Source organism: Prosthecobacter sp., from assembly GCF_014879935.1.
Classification (GTDB): domain Bacteria; phylum Verrucomicrobiota; class Verrucomicrobiia; order Verrucomicrobiales; family Verrucomicrobiaceae; genus Prosthecobacter.
In genome coordinates this window covers 154,175-174,922 of record NZ_JACSRD010000138.1, presented here as the reverse complement: position 1 = coordinate 174,922, position 20,748 = coordinate 154,175, and the positions used below count along the sequence as shown (strand labels likewise).

Annotated in this window: 19 protein-coding genes; 12 read left to right on the top strand and 7 right to left on the bottom strand. The window is 62.3% G+C overall.

Translation table 11 applies throughout. The annotated features are described in order from the left end of the window. The first annotated feature begins 58 nt into the window (after positions 1 to 58). The 4 genes from pyrH to IAE77_RS12560 all read left to right on the top strand — a co-directional run bounded on the left by pyrH (position 59) and on the right by IAE77_RS12560 (position 4,953). Positions 59 to 796, top strand: coding sequence for a UMP kinase (gene pyrH, locus IAE77_RS12575; protein WP_294226963.1), 738 nt, complete (start codon positions 59 to 61; stop codon positions 794 to 796). Positions 797 to 861: 65 nt separating this feature from the next. Further along, the gene (frr, locus tag IAE77_RS12570; protein ID WP_294226962.1) at positions 862 to 1,407 is read left to right on the top strand and encodes a ribosome recycling factor; all 546 of its coding nucleotides are present in this window, start codon (positions 862 to 864) and stop codon (positions 1,405 to 1,407) included. Positions 1,408 to 1,507: 100 nt separating this feature from the next. Further along, positions 1,508 to 2,185: a UDP-N-acetylglucosamine diphosphorylase gene (locus tag IAE77_RS12565; protein WP_294226960.1), complete on the top strand. Its 678-nt coding sequence runs from the start codon at positions 1,508 to 1,510 to the stop codon at positions 2,183 to 2,185. A 65-nt stretch (positions 2,186 to 2,250) separates the two neighbouring features. Then, positions 2,251 to 4,953, top strand: a complete 2,703-nt coding sequence (locus tag IAE77_RS12560) for a DUF6600 domain-containing protein (RefSeq protein WP_294226958.1) — start codon at positions 2,251 to 2,253, stop codon at positions 4,951 to 4,953. Between the two features lie 10 nt (positions 4,954 to 4,963). Here IAE77_RS12560 and IAE77_RS12555 read toward each other — a convergent pair whose 3' ends face one another. Together IAE77_RS12555 and IAE77_RS12550 are read right to left on the bottom strand one after the other, a co-directional pair. Continuing rightward, entirely contained in the window at positions 4,964 to 5,791 is an 828-nt protein-coding gene (locus IAE77_RS12555) for a hypothetical protein (protein ID WP_294226957.1), read from the bottom strand. A 151-nt stretch (positions 5,792 to 5,942) separates the two neighbouring features. Continuing rightward, complete coding sequence (locus IAE77_RS12550; protein WP_294226955.1) at positions 5,943 to 7,472, bottom strand: porin; 1,530 nt, start codon at positions 7,470 to 7,472, stop codon at positions 5,943 to 5,945. 237 nt (positions 7,473 to 7,709) lie between these two features. On the opposite strand from IAE77_RS12550, the gene IAE77_RS12545 reads away from it, so the two are divergent. From IAE77_RS12545 to pstB (IAE77_RS12525), 5 genes are all read left to right on the top strand, one after another. Continuing rightward, complete coding sequence (locus tag IAE77_RS12545) at positions 7,710 to 8,525, top strand: PstS family phosphate ABC transporter substrate-binding protein (protein WP_294226953.1); 816 nt, start codon at positions 7,710 to 7,712, stop codon at positions 8,523 to 8,525. 86 nt (positions 8,526 to 8,611) lie between these two features. Further along, on the top strand, positions 8,612 to 10,201 hold the full coding sequence (gene pstC / locus IAE77_RS12540; protein WP_294226951.1) for a phosphate ABC transporter permease subunit PstC: 1,590 nt from the start codon (positions 8,612 to 8,614) through the stop codon (positions 10,199 to 10,201). Beyond that, on the top strand, positions 10,198 to 11,379 hold the full coding sequence (gene pstA / locus IAE77_RS12535) for a phosphate ABC transporter permease PstA (RefSeq protein WP_294226950.1): 1,182 nt from the start codon (positions 10,198 to 10,200) through the stop codon (positions 11,377 to 11,379). Before pstC ends, pstA begins: the two co-directional genes overlap by 4 nt. Beyond that, a complete protein-coding gene (gene pstB / locus IAE77_RS12530) occupies positions 11,373 to 12,161 on the top strand; it encodes a phosphate ABC transporter ATP-binding protein PstB (RefSeq protein ID WP_294226948.1) in 789 nt (262 codons plus the stop codon). The genes pstA and pstB (IAE77_RS12530) overlap by 7 nt, the downstream gene beginning before the upstream one ends. Position 12,162: 1 nt before the next feature. After that, positions 12,163 to 12,951: a phosphate ABC transporter ATP-binding protein PstB gene (pstB, locus tag IAE77_RS12525; protein ID WP_294226947.1), complete on the top strand. Its 789-nt coding sequence runs from the start codon at positions 12,163 to 12,165 to the stop codon at positions 12,949 to 12,951. Positions 12,952 to 12,988: 37 nt separating this feature from the next. Here pstB (IAE77_RS12525) and IAE77_RS12520 read toward each other — a convergent pair whose 3' ends face one another. Further along, a complete protein-coding gene (locus IAE77_RS12520) occupies positions 12,989 to 14,011 on the bottom strand; it encodes a hypothetical protein (RefSeq protein WP_294226944.1) in 1,023 nt (340 codons plus the stop codon). An 18-nt stretch (positions 14,012 to 14,029) separates the two neighbouring features. Here IAE77_RS12520 and IAE77_RS12515 point away from each other — a divergent pair, with 18 nt between their 5' ends. The 3 genes from IAE77_RS12515 (at position 14,030) to IAE77_RS12505 (ending at position 16,541) form a co-directional block, all read left to right on the top strand. After that, complete coding sequence (locus IAE77_RS12515) at positions 14,030 to 14,761, top strand: hypothetical protein (RefSeq protein ID WP_294226942.1); 732 nt, start codon at positions 14,030 to 14,032, stop codon at positions 14,759 to 14,761. Further along, complete coding sequence (locus tag IAE77_RS12510) at positions 14,758 to 15,510, top strand: type III pantothenate kinase (RefSeq protein ID WP_294226940.1); 753 nt, start codon at positions 14,758 to 14,760, stop codon at positions 15,508 to 15,510. The genes IAE77_RS12515 and IAE77_RS12510 overlap by 4 nt, the downstream gene beginning before the upstream one ends. 92 nt (positions 15,511 to 15,602) lie before the next feature. Next, a complete protein-coding gene (locus IAE77_RS12505) occupies positions 15,603 to 16,541 on the top strand; it encodes an ROK family protein (RefSeq protein WP_294226938.1) in 939 nt (312 codons plus the stop codon). A 34-nt stretch (positions 16,542 to 16,575) separates the two neighbouring features. Here IAE77_RS12505 and IAE77_RS12500 read toward each other — a convergent pair whose 3' ends face one another. The 4 genes from IAE77_RS12500 to IAE77_RS12485 form a co-directional block, all read right to left on the bottom strand. After that, positions 16,576 to 16,971 (bottom strand): hypothetical protein, encoded by a 396-nt coding sequence (locus IAE77_RS12500; RefSeq protein ID WP_294226936.1) that lies wholly within the window; start codon positions 16,969 to 16,971, stop codon positions 16,576 to 16,578. Positions 16,972 to 17,004: 33 nt separating this feature from the next. After that, complete coding sequence (locus tag IAE77_RS12495; protein ID WP_294226934.1) at positions 17,005 to 18,180, bottom strand: DUF1080 domain-containing protein; 1,176 nt, start codon at positions 18,178 to 18,180, stop codon at positions 17,005 to 17,007. A 342-nt stretch (positions 18,181 to 18,522) separates the two neighbouring features. After that, on the bottom strand, positions 18,523 to 18,969 hold the full coding sequence (locus IAE77_RS12490) for a transposase (RefSeq protein WP_294226933.1): 447 nt from the start codon (positions 18,967 to 18,969) through the stop codon (positions 18,523 to 18,525). A 415-nt stretch (positions 18,970 to 19,384) separates the two neighbouring features. Further along, positions 19,385 to 20,734, bottom strand: a complete 1,350-nt coding sequence (locus IAE77_RS12485) for a sulfatase (protein ID WP_294226931.1) — start codon at positions 20,732 to 20,734, stop codon at positions 19,385 to 19,387. Positions 20,735 to 20,748: the final 14 nt, after the last annotated feature.

Genomic DNA, 20,748 nt, shown 5'->3' with positions numbered 1-20,748 from the left:
CAGATTTGGCTTTGCAAGGCCCCTGCGCTCATGCTTTATGGGTCAAATCCGCTCTTTCATGCCTGACTCCGCTTCTCCTCGTAAATATCGTCGTGTTCTGCTCAAACTCAGCGGCGAGGCATTGAGGCAGCCGGGGAGCGCGGACAACATCAGCCCGCCGATCGTCGAGGACATGGCGGCGCAGATCAAGGCGGCGCATCAGACCGGCCTGGAGATCGCCCTGGTGGTGGGTGGCGGCAATTTCTGGCGCGGCGTGAGCGCCTCGAACAAAGGCATGGAGCGTGCCACGGCCGATTACATGGGCATGCTGGCCACCGTGATGAACTCGCTGGCTGTGCAGAGCATGCTGGAGGCGATGGACGTGCCGACGCGTGTGCAAAGCGCGATCAAGATGGACAATGTGGCCGAGCCGTTCGTGCGCCGGAAGGCCATGCGCCATCTCGAACTCGGCCGCGTGGTGATCTTCGCCGCAGGGACGGGCAATCCTTTCTTCTCCACCGACACGACGGCCGCGCTGCGTGCCAGCGAGGTGAACGCGGAGATCGTTTTGAAGGCGACGAAGGTCGATGGCATCTACGACGCCGATCCGAACAAGAATCCGGACGCGAAGAAGTTCGACCGCATCAGCTTTCACGAGTGCCTCACACGCCAGCTCAAGGTGATGGACGCCACGGCGTTCTCGCTGTGCATGGAGAACAACATGCCCATTGGTGTCTTCAGCATGAACGAGCCGGACAACATCCGCCGTGCGCTCACGGGTGAGCACATCGGCACGCTGGTGGATGCGAAGGGCTGATGCCCGATTGCATTCCGGGAGGTGCTGGTCGAAGTATCAAGCCTATGGACCCTGAAATGACCATCATGGAGGCCGACGAGGCCATGACGAAGGCCGTGGAACATGCCATCCACGAATTTGCCACAGTGCGCACCGGCAAGGCATCGCCGACACTGGTCGAAAACATGGACGTGCATGTGATGAGCTACGGCAGCCACATGAAGATGAAGCAGCTCGCGATGATCACCACGCCGGACGCGCGGCTGATCCGCATCGAGCCCTTCGATCCGGCCACGTTGCAGGACATCGACCGTGCGATCCGTGAGTCGCGGCTGGGTTTGAACGGCAGCATCGAAGGAAAGGTGATCCGCCTGCCGATTCCGGCCCTCTCACAGGAACGTCGCGAGCAGATGGTGAAGATGTGCAAGACCCTGGGCGAGGAAGCCCGTGTGCGCGTGCGCTCGGCCCGTCGTGACGCGTTGGAGGCCCTGAAAAAGGGCGAGAAGGACGGTGCCATCACCGAGGACGACCTCCGCCGACTGGAAAAGGACGTGCAAGCGATGACGGATAAGAAGATCGCGGAGATCGACCAGCACGTGGTGTCAAAGGAGAAGGAGATTCTGACGGTCTAAGGCACGGCGGTTCCAAGTTTGAAGTTGCAGGTTTCAAGTTCACCTCAAACGAGCATCCGCAGAAAACTTGAAACTTCGAACCTGAAACTTGAAACCCGCCGTGTTCCCCGCCCGCGACTACCTCGATCTCACGCACACGAAGCATGGCATCCTGTTTCCGGATGACTCGCCGGTGTGGACGGCGCTGACACGGGTGGAGCAGTATCTGGAGTTCCGTCTTCAGCGTGAGATCCGCGTGCAGGTGCCGCCCGGGGCGTTCATCAGCGAGGATGTGTTCATCGACGAAGGCACCACGCTGGAGCCAGGCGTGGTGATCAAAGGCCCCGCGTGGATCGGCCGGAACTGCCAGCTCCGTGCTGGCTGCTACATTCGCGAGAACGTGATCATCGGCGATGGCTGCGTGCTGGGGAACTCGTGCGAGTTCAAGAACTGCGTCGTTTTCGATGGCTGCGAAATCCCGCACTACAATTACGTCGGCGACTCGATCCTCGGACACAAGGCGCACCTCGGCGCGGGCGTGGTGCTCTCCAATGTGCGGCTGGACCGCCTGGAGGTTCACGTGCGGACGGATGCGGACTCCCTGCCCACCGGTTTGCGGAAATTCGGCGCCATCGTGGGCGATCATGCCGAGATCGGCTGCAACAGCGTGATCAGCCCCGGCAGCATCATCGGCCGGCGCAGCGTCATCTACCCGCTGACGCATTTCAGCGGCGTGCTGGAGGCCGACTTGATGCTGAAGACGCGTCAGACGCAGCAACTGGTGAAGCGGAAACGCTGACGACCGGGACGCTGCCGGAAACGAATTGAATGGCCGGGCAGTAACCGGCGTCAGAGCCCCACGCCATGAAGACCTGCCTGCGCTCCCTCCTCGCCCTCGCGGCCTTGCTGCCGCTCGTCAGTTGCGACAAACCGGAGGGTGCGGCTGTGGCGGACGCTGGCCGGACGGATCCTGCTTTGGGCCAGACGCAGGAAGAACTGGCCGCGGCGCGGGATGCGCTGCAACGGCAGGCGCTGGAGATCGAAACCCGTACGGCGCTGATGGACAAGCAACTGGCCGACATGACGCAGGCGCTCAAGGAGCAGGAAAACGCCGGGTTGCGGCGCTCGCTGGATGATTTGCAGCGGCAGAACGATGAATTGCGTTCCCAGGCCGAGAGCGCACGCCGCCAGAGCGACGACATCGGGCAACGGCTGCCGCCTGCGATGCCTGCGGCGGCCATTCCCGTGACGACTCCGCCATCAGATTACTCCCTCTTTTATGATCAACTGACGCCTCATGGCCGCTGGTTCGATGTGAGTGGCTACGGCTACTGCTGGCGGCCCACGATCACCACCGCGCGCTGGCGGCCGTATGTGGATGGCAGCTGGTCCTGGTCGTCCCTGGGCTGGACCTGGCAGTCGAACGAGCCGTTTGGCTGGATCGTGTATCACTACGGCCGCTGGGTGAATCTGGCGCAGTATGGCTGGGTCTGGGTGCCTGGCAGCGAGTGGGCACCCGCCTGGGTCGCGTGGCGTCAGAGCCGGGATTACGTCGGCTGGGCACCGCTGCCGCCGGATCCGGGACCCTGCACGGGGGTGTATCGGGATTGTGACGCCCAATACAACCTGGGCCCGGCCAGCTACGTCTTCATCACCACCAATCACTTCGTGCAGCCGAGTTACACCAGCGTGTGCGCCCCGGTGACGCAGAACACAGGCATTTTCCAAAGCAGCGTGAACGTGACGCAGATCGTGCGTTGTGACGACCGCCAGCGCCCGCATGTCTTCAAGCACCACGGCGGACCGCCCCGGACGCAGGTGGAGCAGGCTTGCGCGCGTCCGGTGCAGCAAGTGCAGGTGCAGACGGCCGCCGTGGACCAGATTCCGGCGCACCGGCCGGGCCATCATCGGGAGCCGTCCCGCATGCAGCCGATGATCGTGGATTTCTCCGCCGGCAGAAAGGAAACGCTGCCAGCCCGCCCGAAGATCACCGACCGTATCGAGAGGCCGAAGCGGGTGGATGCCTTTGATGGCCTGTCGCAGCGTGTGGCGCATGAGATTCGCGAAACGATCGCGGAGGACAGGGCCAGCGCCGCCGTGCAGCAGGAAAAACGGCCGTCCATCAGACCGACAGCGCCGTTTCCGCGGATGACGGAACGCCAGGGAAGCCAGCCGAGGCCGGACGCTCCGCGGAATTCCACGGAAACCGTGCGGCCCGCCATCGCGGTGGAAGATCCGCCCGCAGCGACAGCCTCCACCGCAGAAGCAGCCACGCCACCCACGATGCCCGGCCGCGGTTTTGCCGCCGGCATGCGGGAGCACCATGCGCAAAAAGACGGCGAAACGCGCGGGACGCCGCAGTCGCGCTGGAAAAGGCCTGGTGAAGCCGCCCAGGCTCCCGCTACCGCCGGTGCTTCCGCCCCTGACGCCCCTCCGGCAGTCGTGACGAACAACGAAGCGCCTGCGCAGCCACCCGCCGCGGCAACGACGCCGCCAAGTGCTGCGACTCCAGTGGAAACGACGCCACCGCAGCCTGCCATGGCAGAAAAGACGACCGCAGAGGCTGTGGCCGAGGCCGAACGGCGGCCGCAAGGCGATCGTCACCGCGAAGGGAGTGAACCGGCGGATGGCGACGCGGAAAAACGCGCCATGCCGCCAGCAGGACGTCCCGAGGAGGCTGGGAAAGGCTTCGCGATGCGTCACCGGCAGCAGCAAGAGGAGCAGGAGGCACAGCAGCGTGCCGCAGCCGCGAAAATGGCCGCTGAACAGGCCCAGGCTTCCGCCGAGACTGAACGGACGCGCCAACAGGCGGAAGCCGCGGCCATGCAGCAACGTCAGTTGGAGGAACAAGCCGCGCAGCAGCGGGCGGCGGCGGAAAAAATGGCCGTCGAAGAAGCCAAGGCCACTGCGGAGCAGGCGGAACGCGTCCGCCAGCAGGCAGAAGCCGCGCAGATGCAACGCCAGCAGGAGGAAACGGCCCGCCGCGCCCAGGAAATGGCGCAGCAGCAGGCCGCGGAGCAGACACGTCGTGAACAAGAGATGGCGCAACGCCGCGCGGAGGAGGAAGCCCGGGCCCAGGCTGAGGCTGAAATGCGTCGTTCCCAAGAAATGGCGCAGAAACAGGCCGAGGAGCAGGCCCGTCGTGCGGCGGAGGAACAAATGCAGCGCGAGCAGGAAATCGCGCAACGTCGGGCGGAAGAGGAAGCCCGCCGGGCCGCCGAAGAGCAGATGCGCCGCGAGCAGGAGATGGCCCAGCGCCAGGCCGAGGAGCAGGCCCGTCGGGCGGCGGAGGAGCAAATGCGCCGCGAGCAGGAAATGGCTCAACGTCGGGCGGAAGAAGAGGCCCGCCGTCAGGCGGAAGAGCAGATGCGGCGTGCCCAGGAGATGGCTCAGCGTCAGGCCGAGGAACAGGCCCGTCGGGCGGCGGAAGAACAAATGCGGCGTGCGCAGGAGGAAGCCCAACGCGCCGCCCAGGAGGCTGCGCAACGTGCGGCGGAAGAGGCGGCCCGTCGGGCGGCCGAGGAAGCGGCCCGGAACCAGCCGCAGCCGCAGAATCCGGGCTCGTGAGCCGCAGAAATCACACGCGCAGCATGTCTTTCACGACCTGCCAGTAGAGAAAGAAGCAGCCACGCCAGGAGTAGCGGAATTCACCATTCCCTGTCGGCTCGATGACTCCGGCGGTGATGTTGTGGTCGATCTGGGCGCTCATGTCGCGCTCGATGTAGGCATGCAGGAATTCGGTGTCCTGCAGCGCCAGCGCCTCTGTGGCGATGCCCTGACTGTGGAGGAAGCTCTCATGCCGCTCCAGCAGATCTTCAAACGAGGCCGCGTGGGTGTAGCGGTTCAGCCGCTGCTTGGGGGAGTGCTTCATGGTGGCGGCGAAGGGGTAGTTCGTCGTCGTGTAGCTGATGCCGTCTTTCGTCCGGGAGGTGAGGCTGACGTAGGAGAAGCCAAAATCGCCCTGGAGTGCCAGCGCGATGGCGGCCTGGATGCGCTTTTCCGCATGATAAAAAAGACGCATGAAGTGGTCGGTCTGGCTCCACTTCCAGCCAGTGTCCCCCACTTCGGCAAATCCGGCGTCCTCAGCCTCACTGCTGAGGTCCCCGAGCTCAGGAAACACGTCCCGCGACGGTGGAAAGCGGTGTTTGATCTCGCTCTTGATCGGGAAACGCAGCCTGCGGACGCGGAAGATGATCTCCAGCCACGGCAGCATGAACCAGGCCCCCACGCAAAGCAGTCCGCCGAGGTGCTGGCCGCCGCTCAGGTAGAAACCGGCCAGATACGAGGCGCCCAGCAGCGAAAACCAGCCAAGTTTCTGGATGAGGCGGTTTTCAAATGACCGGCAGGAGATGGCGAAAACGATGGCCGCCGCGACATAAAGGATCTGCTGGAGAGTGTTTTCCATGAAGGCCGCAGGGTTGGCTGCGGCGGGGAGGCTAAGGGATAACCTCCGGCAAATCAACCCGGCAAGAGACGGGCGGGAAAAACAGAAAACCGGACGCACCCACGGCACGTCCGGTTCTCATACCTCACAACCAAAGTGTTGCGCCGGTGCGCTAGAAGTTGATCTGCGCCTGGATGCCGAGGTAGTGGTAATTCACGTCACGATAACGTGGCCCGGCGACGGCCGGATTGTCGGTGGTGTTGGTGCGCGTGCCGGTGGCATACATGAGGGTGAGCTCCACCTCGGGATACGGGATGTATTCGATGCCGAAGGCGACTTCGTTGACGCGGGTGCGGGGGGCGTTGGCGGCAAATTTGCGCGCGCCGTCGAAGGTCTGCCAGCGCACAAAGGGCAGCAGTTCCGACTGGTTCGGGAAGACGTGACGATAAACGGCCTGCACGAAGCCGCCGGAGGTGGTGTCGCTGACGATGCTGCGCATGTCCTGGCTGAGCGTCGGTTCGCGGCCCCAGGTCCACTCCGTTTCGATGCCGAACGGCTGCGGATAAAGGATGGCATTGACGGCCACGCGCTCGTCCCGCACACCGCTGGAGTCAAAGGTGGGGCCGGGGCCAGGAACGCCTGGAATGGTCGCAACCGTCGGAACGTATCGCCCGGTGAAGGCGCTGGCACCGACTTCGAGGATCTGGCCGTTGGCGAACTCATGCGGCCATGCCACGTGGGCGATGTAGTGCATGTCGCCATTGCGGTCGGCGTTGTTGATGCCCTGGCCGTTATAGACCCCGAGGTTCACCACGCCGTAGTCACCGGAGCCGCGCAGACCCATTTTGACGAGATCCTTGAAACGGTTGCGAATCTCATAAGGAGCCCAGATGAAGTAAGCGCCAAGGTCACGCTCGCCTTCGACGGCGGAGTTCAACGCATCAGGCCGCTCCAGCGCGTAGCGGTTCTGCGAGGACTGCATGTTCGAGAAGCCGTAAGGTACCTTCGACAGGCCCAGACGCACACGGAACTCACGTGCAGGGTCCAACGACACGTCGGCATACACGTCGCGTGCCTGCAGCGCGTTCGAGCCGCCAACGCCGGCCATGTAGTCCGCCTGCAAATAGAGGAAAACGTGGTCCGTCACGTCACCGCTGAAAACCAGGCGGCCACGGCGGATACCGATGCCGGCGATGTCGCTGGCGATCGTGCTGTCGTTCGGCTGATGATAGCCGGGGATGTCATCATCACCCAGGATGCCAACGAAACGCGTCTGGATGTAACCGCGCACTTTGACGCGTTCATACCACTTGTCCGAGAGGAGCGCGTCAATGTCAGCCTTGCTCAGGGTGGACGGGGAAGTGTTGTCGCTCACGCGGGTGAGCTCCTCGACCTGCCCCTTCGTGGCTCCGAGCACGTTCTCCAGGTTCTCCACCTTCGATTCTGTTTGCTCCAGACGTTGGGCGATCGCCGGGTCATTGGCAGGGGCGGGCTTGGGCGTGCTCTTTTCCTCCGCCTTCATCGTCTGGATGAGGAGGTCATACTCGTCGGCGGTGATCGATCCCTTCTGTTTCAGGATGTAGAAAAGTTTTTCCATCGCCGGACTGGCCGTCAGAGGCAGTGAGGGAGGCAGCGCCACGCCAATCGCCGCGATGAGGGCGAGCATGCGGGCCAAGGCACGTTGGGAGGTGGTCTTGAGCATGTGTGTGTTTCAGGGTTGTCAGATTTGCGTTCAGTCCGTCACATTGGCGTGACGCGCCGTTTCTTTAACCGACCGGGCCTCCTGCCCGCGAGAGGCCTTGTGTGACACTTCCGTCACTCAGTCTGGCTGGCAGACTCGTCATTCGTGACGATTTCTTCACACAGGCCGTTTTGACCATTGGCGCGGCTCAGACACCCTCGCGGCGTTCACTGCCCGCCCCATCTTCACCATTCATCCATGAAATCCACCCTCATCGCCCTCTGCATCACCCTCACTGCGGCTTTCTCCGCCCAGGCCCAGACCACCCTCCGCATCCGCGGCTCCGACACCCTCGGTGCGAAGCTCGTGCCGTCGCTGGCGGAAGCGTTCAAGAAGCAGGGCGGCAAGGTCAGCTTCGACATCGCCGCCGAAGGCTCCTCCACCGCCTTCACCAACCTGGCCGCCGGCACGGCCGAGATCGGCATGTCCTCCCGCAAGATCAAGGCCGACGAGCGCACCCTCTGCCGCAGCAAGGGCATCGCCATCAACGAGATCGAGATCGCCTGGGACATGATCACCGTCGTGGTGAACAAGAACAACCCCATCACCGACCTCAAAAAGAAGCACGTGATGCAGATCTTCGCCGGCGACATCAAGGACTGGAGCGAGCTCGGCGGCTCTCCCGGCCCCATCTCCGTTTACACCCGCAACACCTCCTCAGGCACCTACAAGGACTTCATGACCATGGCCATGAAAGGCCGCGAGTACGGCTCCAACAGCCAGAAGATGGCCGGCAACGAGCAGATCGTCTCCGAAGTCTCCTCCAACGCCAACGGCATCGGCTACGTGGGCTACGCCTACGCGGGAGCGAGCGGCATCAAGGTCGTCTCCATCGACGGAGCCTTCCCGAATCCGGCGGCGGTGAAAAGCTACGTCCTCGCCCGCCCCACCTTCCTCTACACCAGCGGCGAACCTTCCGGCACCATCAAGGAATTCATCGACTTCTGCCGCGGTGCCGCCGGTGACGCGATCATCTCCAAAACGGGCTTCGTTCCGCTTTCCCAGATGAAGTAATCGTTGGTTGACCCCTTCACAAATCCGGCGATGGAGAAGAGAATTCTCCTCGCCGGATTCTCGTTTGATGGACTGAAACCCCTTTCATGGCCCCCTCCGAATCATCCAGTCGGCCACCATTGCGCAGCCTGATCGTCAGGACCCGCAAGCGCACCGTGCTAGGTTTCGATCCACAGCAGATCATCAAGCACTTCTTCGGTGCGAACGCCAGCACCGCCGTCATCGTCCTGGTGCTGATCATGATCTTCCTCGTTCGCGAAGGCATCGACTTCCTGCCCACCTACCGGCGTGAGCTGGAAACCTATCGGAAAGCCGGCCTGGAGCTGTGCGACATCGCCGACAATCCCCTCAAGCAGCAGCAGGACCTCACCAGCGTCCTGCGCCGTGCCTGGGCCGCCACCACCGACCCTGCGGCCAAGGAAGTGCTCAGTGATGCGGAGGACACCTTCGACACCGCCATCGAACCCGCCGCCGAGGTTCTGGACGAACTCAAGGAGCTGGCCAAGGAGACAAAGGAACTCGCCGTGGAGTTCCACACCCTCGAAGAAGGCCGCCAGCAGTTGCTCAACGCGGCCGCCAAAACCACCGACGCCGCAGCCAGGGCCGACCTGCTCAAGGAAGCCGAGGCCTCAAAGCTGGAACCGGTCGATTTCGCCGAACGCATCACCCCTTTGCTGGAGCGCCGCGGGGAACTCGCCACCAAGATGCACGAATACACCGTCACGCTGGAGGAGGCGGTGAAGGCCTTTCCGCAGAACAACGTGCTCGTGGACCAGGTCCGTGCCGCCGTTCCCGCCCACATCGCGGAGATCAAGGCCGCCGCCGGCCGGATGCAAGCGTGGCAGTGGGACAAACCCGTCTCCATCTTCAGCGTTATCGGCGCCTTCTTCTTCGGCACCGAATGGATCACCAACAGCTCCTGGCAGGACTTCTACGGTTTCGTCCCGCTGCTGGCAGGCTCGGTCGTCATTGCGCTCATCGCCGTTCTCATCGCCACGCCGATCAGCGTCATCGCGGCCATTTATACGAACCAGTTTGCCACCGATCGTGAAAAGGAACTCATCAAGCCGGTGATCGAGTTCATTCAGGCCATTCCATCCGTCGTGCTCGGGTTCATCGGCATCTCGCTCGTCGGCAATTTGATCAAGGAGGTCAGCGAATGGGGCTTTCTCCAGTGGGTGCCCGGTTTCCCGATCCAGGAACGCCTGAACATGTTCAATGCCGGCTGCCTGCTCGCCTTCATGGCCGTGCCCACCATGTTCAGCCTCTCTGAAGACGCCCTGAACAACGTGCCCCGTGCCTACATCGACGCTTCGGACGCTCTCGGAGCCACGAAGCTGCAGACCGTCTTCCGCGTCATCGTTCCAGCCGGCATCTCGGGCATTCTTTCCGCCATCCTGCTCGGTTTGGGCCGCGTGATCGGTGAAACGATGGTCGTGCTGCTCGTCGCGGGGAATCGCATCGCCATTCCCGACTTCAGCGCCGGTCCGGGCGTCATCTTCCAGCCGGCGCACACGCTCACCGGCATCATCGCCCAGGAGCTGGGCGAGGTCTCGCGTGGCAGCTCGCACTGGCAGGCGCTTTTCATGGTCGGCATCGTGCTCTTTGCCATCTCCCTGCTCGTCAACTGGTGCGCCCGGGCCGTGGCTCGCCGTTTTGAACCTCACAAGGCATGAATCCCGTCCCCACTGCCGAAAACCCCTTCGCTGGCGACAACTCCGGCATCCAGAAGCGCGAGACCGCCGCACGCTGGGCCCTGCGTGCCGGCAGCTACCTCGTCGTCCTGACCACCGCGGCCATCATGCTGCACATCTTCGTCAAAGGAGCGCCCGTGGCCTTCCAGTCGAAGTGGCCGTTCATCAACACCCAGTTCCTCACCGAGCTGCCTGCCACGCTTCACGTCATTGAAGGCAAGCAGGGCCAGCACATCGAGACGGATGTGAACGGAGCGGACGCGGTCAAAAAGCAGCTCGGCGAAAACTTTCTCTCCGAAAAAACCATCTCCTACTCCGGCGGCGGCATTCTCGGGCCGATTGTGGGCACCGCGTTGCTCGTGGTCGTCAGCGTCAGCGTCGCCCTCTTTCTGGGCGTCTCCTGCGCCATCTATTTGAGCGAGTACGCGAAGAAGGGGAAGTTCCTCGAAACCGTGCGCCTGGCCATCTTGAACCTCGCGGGCGTTCCTTCCGTCGTGTTCGGCCTGTTTGGCCTCGGGGCCTTCGTTTTGACCGCGCCGAAGTTCGTCGATGTGCCTGCGGAGCGCTCCGTCTTCTCCATTCCGCTGGGATTCACCACCCTCAGCTTTGAAGGCTGGGACACCTGCGTGCTTTCCGGCGGCTTCACCCTCGCCTTCGTCATCCTGCCCGTGATCATCACCGCCAGCGAGCAGTGCCTTCAAGCCGTGCCGCAGGGATTTCGTGAGACGAGCATGGCGCTGGGTGCCACGCGCTGGCAGACGATCCGTTACAGCGTGCTGCCGTTCGCCACGCCGGGCATTCTCACCTCCAGCATCCTCGGCATCGCCCGTGCGGCCGGCGAAACAGCGCCGATCATGTTCACCGCCGCGCTCGCCTTCAAAGACAAGCTGCCCTGGCAGAAGGACCTGCCGCCGCTGCCGGCCGACGCGTCCATTTTCGCCCATTGGGAGCAGAGCGTGTCGCGCTTCCTCGGCATCTTCACCGAATCGGTGCAGGCGCTGCCGTATCACATCTACACCCTGGCCGCCAAGATCCCGCAAAACGAGTATGCCGAGCGTGCGCAATACGGCTCCGTGTTCGTTTTCCTGGTGCTGGTGGCCACGCTGGCCGCGGCCTCCATCTGGCTGCGCATTCACCTTCGCAAGAAATACAAATGGTGACACCTGACCCCAGTTCCGCCGCCAAACCGCCGGTCGTCCAGGTGCGCGACATGGACTTCTGCTACGGTGCCAGCCCGGCGCTGCATGACATCCATCTGCAGGTGCAATATCATCGCGTCACCGCCCTGATCGGCCCCTCCGGCTGCGGCAAGAGCACCCTGCTGCGCTGCATCAACCGCATGAACGACCGCGTCACCGGTGCCCGCGTGACGAAAGGCGCCGTGCTGGTCAAAGGAAAGAACATCCACGACTCCGATGTCGATCTGACCCAGCTCCGAAAGCAGGTGGGCATGGTCTTCCAGAAGTCGAATCCGTTCCCGAAGAGCATCTACGAGAACGTGGCCTACGGGCTCCGCATCCATGGGGAAAAGCGCAAAAGCGTCCTCGATGAAGCCGTCGAGCGTTCCCTGACCCAAGCCGCGCTGTGGGATGACCTCAAAGACCGCCTGCAGGCCAATGCGCTCGCCCTCTCCGGCGGCCAGCAGCAGCGTCTTTGCATCGCACGCGCCATCGCCACGCTGCCGGATGTGCTCCTGATGGACGAGCCGTGCTCCGCTCTGGATCCGATCTCCACGCTGAAGATCGAGGAGCTCATGCACCAGCTCTCGCAGAACTACACCATCGTCATCGTCACCCACAACATGCAGCAGGCCGTGCGCGTGAGCGACTTTACCGCCTTCCTCCACCTCGGCAAGCTGGTCGAATTCGCCCCGACCGAGGAACTCTTCACCAATCCCCGCGAAAAGCTGACGGAGTCCTACCTCCGCGGCACCTTCAGTTGAAATGGCCGCCAACAGTCCAGCTCCCGCCCCCGAAGAGCCGCTCATCCGTGTGGAGAAGTTCAACTATGCCTATGGCGACCACCAGGTGCTCTTCGATGTCGATTTGAACATGCAGCGCAGGGACGTGACGGCCCTGATCGGCCCCTCCGGATGTGGCAAAAGCACGCTCCTGCGCGCCATCAACCGCATCAACGACCTCGTCGATTCCGCCCGCGTCGTCAGCGGCCGCATCACCATTGATGGCGTCGATTTGTACGCACCCGAGGTCGATGTGATCAGCCTGCGCCGCAACGTCGGCATGGTGTTCCAGAAGTACAACCCCTTCCCGCGCTCCATCTTTGAAAACGCCGTCTATGGCCTGCGCGTGGCGGGCGTGAAGGACCGCCACGACCTCGAAGAAGCTGCCGAGCGCAGCCTGCGCTCGGCCGCGCTCTGGGACGAGGTGAAGGACCGGCTCGACGAGATGGCCACCGGTCTCTCCGGCGGCCAGCAGCAGCGCCTGTGCATCGCACGAGCCATCGCCTTGCAGCCGCGCATCCTGCTCATGGACGAGCCCTGCGCGGCGCTCGATCCCATCGCCACCGCCCGCATCGAGGAGTTGATCCACCAGCTCCGCGGTCAATACACCTTCATCATCGTCACCCACAACATGGAGCAGGCGAAACGCATCGCCGACCGCACCGCCTTCTTCTACAAGGGCAAGCTGATCGAGGAGGACGACACGATGACCATCTTCAACCGGCCGAATGATCCGCTGACGGAGTCTTACATCACCGGACGGCTGACGTGAGGAGGCGGGACACATTTCTCCCGCCGCCAGGCATCATTCACGGGATGGCTTTGATGCGCAGCTTGTACCAGCGTGATCCTCCTTCAGGATCACGAATCGTCACCACAAAGTGATCGTCCTTGATGGAGGTGACCACAGGTGTGCGGTTTTCGTTCTTGCCGAAGCGTTCTTTGGAAACCTGCACGGTTTCAGATGCCAGTTTCGGAGAAGTGGTCTTGATGGGATAAACCTCGCTGGTATCGGGACCGCGATCCCCCTTGATCCGCCATTGGGGCTTCCAACGGGTTCCGTTCACATAAGTGGCTTCATTGGATCCCTGGTGCAGGCCCGGCTTGGCCTCTCCACCCGGCACCATCCAATAAATACCCTCCTTGGTCACGTGTAGCTCGCTGCCACCGTCGATCAAGGCCTCGACAGTGAAGCTTTCCACGGCCTCCTGCTTGCCGCCCGAGCCAGCCTTGCCAGGACTCAGTTTTGCGGACTCGTCTGTTAATTCTTGAGCTTTTACCGCCGCCGCGTTCGCACCGGCCAGATCTCCACTCTTCAACAGATCTGTTTTCACTTTTTCAAATCTTGGGATGAAGAGTTTGTTCAGGCCTGTGATGCCAGCAAAAACTTTGCTGACATGATCCTTCAAAACGCCGACGGCTGAAGACGGCAGGCCGTCTGGGGGAATCACCGCCTCAGGCGAGGTGATTGGCAGGCTTTCAATGGCCTTGGCGATTGCGTTCGCGGCCTCAAGATTGCCCGCCTTCATCTGTTCCTGCTGCGCCTGACTCAACTGGGTTTTTGCCGCCTCGGCGAGTCGCGTCGTGCCCTCGGCGCGTTTGGCGTTGTACTCAGCCAACTCGAAGGCCAGTTGAGCCGGAGATGCCTCCTTGCCGACTGTTTGGCACCAGGCGCTGCAGGCTGAAACAAAAAGTGATAGCAGGAAAAGCACTCTCTTCATGGCGGGATACTCATGCTTGAGCGATGGGAGTCTTTCAGATTTCCGTTTGGTGCGCAATTGAAAAGAGGCATGCGAAGCCTCCCGCTTCCGTGATTGAAAAAGCTCTTCCATGCCGCACTTTTCGCGGCCATGAAACGCCCCATCGCCCTTTTGATCCTGCTCACTGCCGCCGCCCACGCCGGCGTGGAGGTGGACATCGACCAGTTTGGCGAAAGCCTCGGCGGCTGGACGAAAGAGGGGAAAAAGGCGGCGGAGTACAAATTCTCCGAGACGGATTACCGCACCTACAAACCGGAGGTCACCACAGCGCCTGATGGTGGCGTCTTCATCTCCGTGCGCGTGGATCACCTGCGCGGCCTGTTTTCGGCGGATGACCATGCCAGCATCGAGATGAGCTTCGGCCCGGACGGCACGCTGCTTTCCTCCCAGGCGGCCATTTCGATCCAGGAGCGGCGCATCAGCAGCGATCTGTTCCGCAGCGGCGGCCAGTCCGCGGCCAAAGCGGCGGGCGATCTCGTCGGCGGCACGGCGGAGAAGGCGGCGAAACTCGGCAGCAACGTCTTCGCCAGCCTCGCCTCGAAGGTGCTGCGGGAAAACGTGACCGAGCCGGGCCGCATCGCCTACCCGGCCGCCCTTCGGCACAATTACAACCTCCTCTATCAATGCGTGAAGGTCACCAAGGACCCGCCCAAGGCCCTGCCAGTCGAAGGCGAGACGGCTGCGGCGAAGAAAACAGAGGAGCCGGAAAAGAAGAGCGCACCTGAAGGCATGCTGGAGGTGCGCACCTTTGGTGAAGCGCCCAAAGAGGAGCCGAAAGACTCGAAAGAGGCCAAGAAGGAGCCTGAGGCAGCCAAACCATGAGCCGCAGACAGCTTTTGATCGATGTGGGCAACGGCCGCACGAAGTTCGGCCTCGCCACAGACGAATCCATTCTCGAACACCGCGACCATCCCACGCGAGAGATCTCGCCGGACGCCGTCCGTGATCTCGTTCGTGACTGGAGCTTTGAAACCGCCGTTCTTTGCAGCGTGGTGCCGAAAGCGGTGCCTGCTTTCGAGGAAGTGCTGGGAGATCGCCTCCTCGTGCTGCGTCATGACACCCCGATGGGCATCGGCATCCGCTATCCGAAGCCGAACTCCATCGGCACCGACCGCCTCGCGAATGCCATCGCGCTTGCCCACATGCACGGCGCTCCCGGGATCGTGATCGACTTCGGCACGGCGGTCACCTTCGACATTCTCAGCGCGGACAAGCACTACATCGGTGGCGTCATCGCTCCCGGGCTGCGTTTGATGACGGATTACCTCCACGAACGCACCGCCTTGCTGCCCCGCATCGATCTCCGTGAACCTGAGAGTGCCATCGGGCAGTCCACCGAGGCCGCCATCCTCGCCGGAGCCGCCATCGGCTACCGTGGCATGGTGAAAGGCATCCTCGAGGCGCTGAAGAAGGAATTGGGAAGTGATGCGGGCACTCCTCAGATCGTCGCCACCGGCGGTGACGCGGCCTGGATCATCTCCGGCATGGGCGAACCCATCGCCGTGGACTCCGATTTGACCTTGCACGGTCTGCGTTTGGTGGGCAATCTCGCCGCCGCTTCGGCGAAGTGACAGGTCCCGGATGACGAACGAATTCCCACCAGCGCGGCATCGTCGTCATTCGTCATTCGTCATTCGTCATTCGTCATTCGTCATTTCCTTTCATGTCTGACTCTCCCAAAACCTCCATTGGCATCGACTTCGGCGGCACGTCCGTGAAACTCGGTGTCTGCCGTGGCGATGAACTCCTCGTCACCGATGAACCGATCCCCACAGGAAACTTTCACGGCCCGGCCGCGCTCATCGGTGAGATGGCGGCGCGTGTGGCCAAGCTGCGCCAGACTTATCCTGACATCTGCGCCATCGGTGTCGGTGTTCCTGGCCTCGTCGATTTCGACCACGGTTTCGTGCATGAGCTGACCAATGTGCCTGGGTGGAAGCATGTGCCGCTGAAGGCCATCCTGGGCGAGAAAACCGGCCTGCCGGTGCTCGTCGAGAATGATGCGAACGCCATGGTCTATGCCGAATTCCGCTATGGAGCGGCGCGTGGCATGAAAAACGTCGTCGGCCTCACGATCGGCACCGGCATCGGCGGTGGACTCGTGCTGGATGGCAAGATGTATCGCGGCAGCGGCTTCGCGGCGGGTGAGATCGGCCAGATGAGCATTCATTTCGACGGCAAACCCGGCCATTACGGCAATCTGGGCGCGCTGGAGAAGTACACCGGCAACCAGCAGATCTCCGAACACGCCGTGCAGCGCTATGCGGAGGCCGGGATCGACAAAAGCATCGCGGAATGCACTCCGAAGAAGATCGCCGACGCCGCGCAGGCGGGTGACGACATCGCCCGCCAGATCTGGAGCGAGGTGGCCGACTGGCTCGGCACCGCGCTCTCCAGCATCGCCTGGCTGCTCAATCCCGACGTGTTCGTCATCGGCGGCGGAGTCTCGCAGGCAGGCGATCTGATCTTCAGCCCGCTCAAGAACAAGGTGCAGAGCATGCTCAGCACCGTGGTGTGGGAGCGTCTCCAGATCGTGCCTGCCCGCTTCAGCAACGAAGCCGGCATCATCGGCAACGCCGCTCTGGCCGCGGACGCGGTTTGATGGTGATGCGGGCACTCCTGCCCGCACCACTGGATCACTTGTTCTTCGGTTCCCAGTCGCGCTTGAGATCGACTTTCATGTCGATGGTGCCGTTGACAGCCCAAGTGCGCAGGCCCAGTTCGTCATGCTCGAATGCTACTTCCGTGTCATTGATCCAGCGCATATCCCAAATGCTATACTTAGGCAGAGGAATGGTCTCTGTGTGGTGAATCATGATGTCCACAGGATGATCCTCACCTGCTTCACCAAATTTCAGAACGATTTTTGTTCCATCCACGTCAGCTCGGAGGCGCTTTTTGGAGTCGGGTGAAGTTCGAGTTTTAAGGTCAGGTGCGTTCCACGTCTTGTCATCCACTCGCCCGGCTTCTTCGCCACGTCTCGCGCAGCCAATGGCCAAGAGTGTAACGATAGCGACGAAGACTAGCTGCATGGCTGGTGGAACATCGCGCATGGATTTATCACCTCACTTCTTCTTCGGCTTCGGCTCCCAATCCTGCACCTTGATGATGGCTTCGAGGTCTGCCTTCGGCGCAAAGTCCGCCGGCAGGAACTGCCACTGCGCCAGATAACGCAGCGCTTTGGCCACCTGCAGGATCTCGCCCTTCTTCGACTCGAGCTTGTCGGCAGGAACGGCCGTCATCGCCTTGGCGAAGTCATTGACCGCTGCGGTGGCGAACTCGCGCGCCTCGGCATTTTCGTCATAGCACAGGGACTCGAAGAAGCGCAGCATCTTCGCGTTGCCTTCGAGCTTGGCGGCGTCCTCGCGGATGCCTTTGGCGATCTCAGCCCGCTTCGCAGCGGTCGCTTCCTCGCTCATGCGGCTGTATTCGCCGCCTTCGACCGCACGTTTCGGCAGCGGGCGATACCAGATGTTGCGGAAGCGCACGGGGTTGCCGTGATCCTGGATCTTGAGTGGGCCTTTCTCCGGAAATGCCTTCGCCTTCGAGCGGCGCATGTGGCCGCCACCGCCTTCGAACGGCGTGTGGTCCTGCGTGAGCACGCCATTCACAAACACCGTGATGTAGCCCGGATCGATCTCCTGGCCGTCTTTGAACACCGGCTTGCGAAAGACGATGTCATAGACCTGCCACTCGCCCGGCGCGCGCAGCGGGTTCGCCGCGGGCGGGTTGATGCCATAGATCGACGAGGCGAAGCCGTCGGCGTAGGTGGGGTTGTTGTAGTTGTCGAGCACCTGCACCTCCACCGCGCCCATGAGGAAGACGCCGCTGTTGCCGCGGCCCTGGCTGTTGCCCTCGACCTTGCTCGGGGCGCTCCATTCGATGTGAAGCTGGCAGTCGCCGAATTCCTCCTTCGTGCGGATGTAGCCGCTGCCGGGCACGCATTGCAGCGCCCCGTCTTTGACGACCCACTTCGTCGGTTCGCCGTTTTTGTCGGAGATCCACTTCTCAATCTCCTCCGGCTTGCCGCTGAAGAGCACCACCGCGTCCGACGGCGGCCTGCCCGGCTGCTCCTGCGAGCTGAATGTGCCCGGCTCCACGCGCGGCGGTTGCGGCCGGTTCATGTCATGAATGGCCCACGGATGCGTCTTGTCCGGCGGATCGCCGTAGAAACCACCTTCAGCGAGCGCGGCGGTGGTGAGAAGCGAAAGAGCGAGGCTTGGAAGTGCGGAGCGGTTCATGGCGGGGGAGAGGTAAGCGGAGTGACGTGAGGAGCAACGAGGATTCATCTGAGAAACCTTCAGCGTTCACGTCTGGAGCGCCAAGGGCGCGTCATTCCTCAGCCCACGGGCGAAGCCCTGGGTTTACGAGAAACGCCCCCGCATGCTGAATACGGTGGAGCCCTGAAAGGGCGGCACTCGACACCGTGTGTCCAAAGTCACCCCACCGCTCGCCAAGATCACCCGGTGTCGGGTTTCGCCCTTTCAGGGCTGACGTTCATCGCTGGCGTTTTCCGCCCGTGAAACCCAGGATTGCATCCTGGGCTGAGGAGTGCCGCGCCTTCGGCGCTGTGCGGAGCGTCGCTAGTCCCACACATAGCGCTCATCCCAGGCCACCTCGTAGCGTTTGAGCAACTTCCGAAACTCATCCTGGAAAGTGATGAGCCGATGATGTGCCTCCTGGCCTTGAATGTATTTGATCACCTGCACCTTCTGGGAGGCGGCGACTGAAAACGCGCCATACCCAGCCTGCCACCCGAAGGCGGTGCCAAGGTGCGTCTTCATCCATTGGCTGGAGCCGGTTTTCATCTCCTTGATCGCGTCCGCAATCGTGAGTGTGCGTGACAGCGCGAACAACGCGTGGATATGGTCGTCAGTGCCGCCGACCTGAAGAGACGGGCAGCCGTTCTCATCCAGGACCGTGGCGAGGTAGGCATGCAGACGGGGACGCATCGCCGCTGGGATCATCGCTTCTCGATTCTTGGTGCTGAAAACCGCGTGGATGAGAACCTGGGAGAGCGATTGCGGCATGGTGACTGGTTTGAGTGCGAAGAATGATGACGAAAGCGCGGAGTCGAGTCACGCCCTTTCAGGGCTTGGCCAAACCAAGCGCTGAATGCTGCGATCATCAATCCTGGGGCTTCGCCCGCAGGCTTAGGAATGCCGCACCTTTGGTGCTCAAAGCCAGCGTTGTCAGGGCGGCACCTCGTTTGTTGACGATGCGGTGGTCTCACCAAAGGCCTAGGGGCCTCGCTGCCGGCATCTTCCTGCCAGGAATGTCTGAACGCCGGTGTTCTCCCATCAGCCACGCCACCTCGTTCGTCATTCGACTTCCGGAGTGCCAAAGGCACGTTATTCCTCAGCCCGGTGTGCAACACCGGGTTTGGAACACGAGACGATCCCCATTTCGTGGAGCCCTGAAAGGGCGACACTCGCCCCGGCGCTCTCACCTCACCCAGATCTCCCGCTCGCTCGCGTCCATTTCGGTTTCCCAGGCTTTGAGCCTCGCTTTGAGGTCTTCGAGGACTTCGGGGTGCTGGTAGCCGAGGTTCACGCGTTCGCCGATGTCAGCTTCGAGATCGAAAAGGAGGTCCATGGTGTTGCCATCGTTGAGGTACTTCCATTTCCCATGGCGGATGGCCTTCTGCTTGCGATTCGAGCGATCGATCCGCCAGAAGAAGGTGCGTTCGACCGATTTCGCATCGCTGGTGAGCAGCGGGATGAGATTAAGGCCGTCGAGCGGCTTCTCCGGCGGCGTTTTGGCACCCGCGAGCTCGGCGAAGGTCGCATGCAGGTCCATCGTGATGGCCATTTGCGCGGTGACTTTGCCTTTCGGCAGTTTCGCCGGCCAGCGCATGACGCAGGGCACGCGGATGCCGCCTTCCCACACGGTGGCCTTGTGATGGAAGAGCGGCAGATTGCGGCTGTAGCGCTCGCCGCCGTTGTCGCTGGAGAAGACGACGAGCGTGTTGTCGGCGAGGCCGTTCTTCTCCAGTTCATCGAGAATCATGCCGACGCCTTGGTCGATGCGCTCGACCATCGCCTTGTAAATCGCGCGGCTGCCGTGGTGCATGGTCTCCTTTGTCACCATCGGCGTTTCCGGTGCGTCCGGCGCCTCAAACGGCGCGTGCACGGCCAGATGCGGCACATACATGAAAAACGGCGCGTCTTTGTGATCGCGGATGAACTTCGCGGCGCGTTCGTTGATGAGGTCGGTGAAGTAGCCATCACGCTTCACCGGCTCCAATCCGTCGCGCAGGGCGTACGTGCCGTCGTAGTAGGTGTGCTTGTAGTAGTCGGCGTGGCCGAGCAATTCGCCGAAGTATTCATCGAAGCCGCGCTTCACCGGATTGTACTCGTCTTTGAAGCCGAGATGCCATTTCCCAAACGCGCCCGTGGCGTAACCGGCCGCTTTGAGCTTCTGCGCGAGCGTGATCTCATTCAGCGGCAGCCCGAGCGCGTGAATGTCCTTCTCCGGCACCCACTCGCCCTTCACGCGACGGAATTGCTCCACCTGATAGCCGAACGCGAACTCCAAGCCGCAGCGCTGCTGCCAGCGGCCTGTGATGAAACCGGTGCGCGTGGGCGTGCAGACCGGCGCGTTGGCATAAAAGTCGGTGAACTTCACGCCCTCCGCCGCGATGCGGTCGATGTTCGGCGTCTGGATGTCCGGGCAGCCCATGCAGCCGAGATCGCCGTAGCCGAAATCGTCGGCGAGGATGAAGACGATGTTCGGCCGCTCCGCGGCCGCGAGGAGTGTGGAGCCGAGGGCGAGGAGAAAAAGGAGCGAGCGCATGGCGCATGGGAACG

Bases quoted from the DNA above. Each gene is read 5' to 3' on its own strand.
- pyrH (WP_294226963.1), top strand. From the start codon at position 59: ATGCCTGACTCCGCTTCTCCTCGTAAATATCGTCGTGTTCTGCTCAAA.
- frr (WP_294226962.1), top strand. From the start codon at position 862: ATGGAGGCCGACGAGGCCATGACGAAGGCCGTGGAACATGCCATCCAC.
- IAE77_RS12560 (WP_294226958.1), top strand. From the start codon at position 2,251: ATGAAGACCTGCCTGCGCTCCCTCCTCGCCCTCGCGGCCTTGCTGCCG.
- IAE77_RS12555 (WP_294226957.1), bottom strand. From the start codon at position 5,791: ATGGAAAACACTCTCCAGCAGATCCTTTATGTCGCGGCGGCCATCGTT.
- IAE77_RS12550 (WP_294226955.1), bottom strand. From the start codon at position 7,472: ATGCTCAAGACCACCTCCCAACGTGCCTTGGCCCGCATGCTCGCCCTC.
- IAE77_RS12545 (WP_294226953.1), top strand. From the start codon at position 7,710: ATGAAATCCACCCTCATCGCCCTCTGCATCACCCTCACTGCGGCTTTC.
- pstC (WP_294226951.1), top strand. From the start codon at position 8,612: ATGGCCCCCTCCGAATCATCCAGTCGGCCACCATTGCGCAGCCTGATC.
- pstA (WP_294226950.1), top strand. From the start codon at position 10,198: ATGAATCCCGTCCCCACTGCCGAAAACCCCTTCGCTGGCGACAACTCC.
- pstB (WP_294226948.1), top strand. From the start codon at position 11,373: ATGGTGACACCTGACCCCAGTTCCGCCGCCAAACCGCCGGTCGTCCAG.
- pstB (WP_294226947.1), top strand. From the start codon at position 12,163: ATGGCCGCCAACAGTCCAGCTCCCGCCCCCGAAGAGCCGCTCATCCGT.
- IAE77_RS12520 (WP_294226944.1), bottom strand. From the start codon at position 14,011: ATGGAAGAGCTTTTTCAATCACGGAAGCGGGAGGCTTCGCATGCCTCT.
- IAE77_RS12515 (WP_294226942.1), top strand. From the start codon at position 14,030: ATGAAACGCCCCATCGCCCTTTTGATCCTGCTCACTGCCGCCGCCCAC.
- IAE77_RS12510 (WP_294226940.1), top strand. From the start codon at position 14,758: ATGAGCCGCAGACAGCTTTTGATCGATGTGGGCAACGGCCGCACGAAG.
- IAE77_RS12505 (WP_294226938.1), top strand. From the start codon at position 15,603: ATGTCTGACTCTCCCAAAACCTCCATTGGCATCGACTTCGGCGGCACG.
- IAE77_RS12500 (WP_294226936.1), bottom strand. From the start codon at position 16,971: ATGCAGCTAGTCTTCGTCGCTATCGTTACACTCTTGGCCATTGGCTGC.
- IAE77_RS12495 (WP_294226934.1), bottom strand. From the start codon at position 18,180: ATGAACCGCTCCGCACTTCCAAGCCTCGCTCTTTCGCTTCTCACCACC.
- IAE77_RS12490 (WP_294226933.1), bottom strand. From the start codon at position 18,969: ATGCCGCAATCGCTCTCCCAGGTTCTCATCCACGCGGTTTTCAGCACC.
- IAE77_RS12485 (WP_294226931.1), bottom strand. From the start codon at position 20,734: ATGCGCTCGCTCCTTTTTCTCCTCGCCCTCGGCTCCACACTCCTCGCG.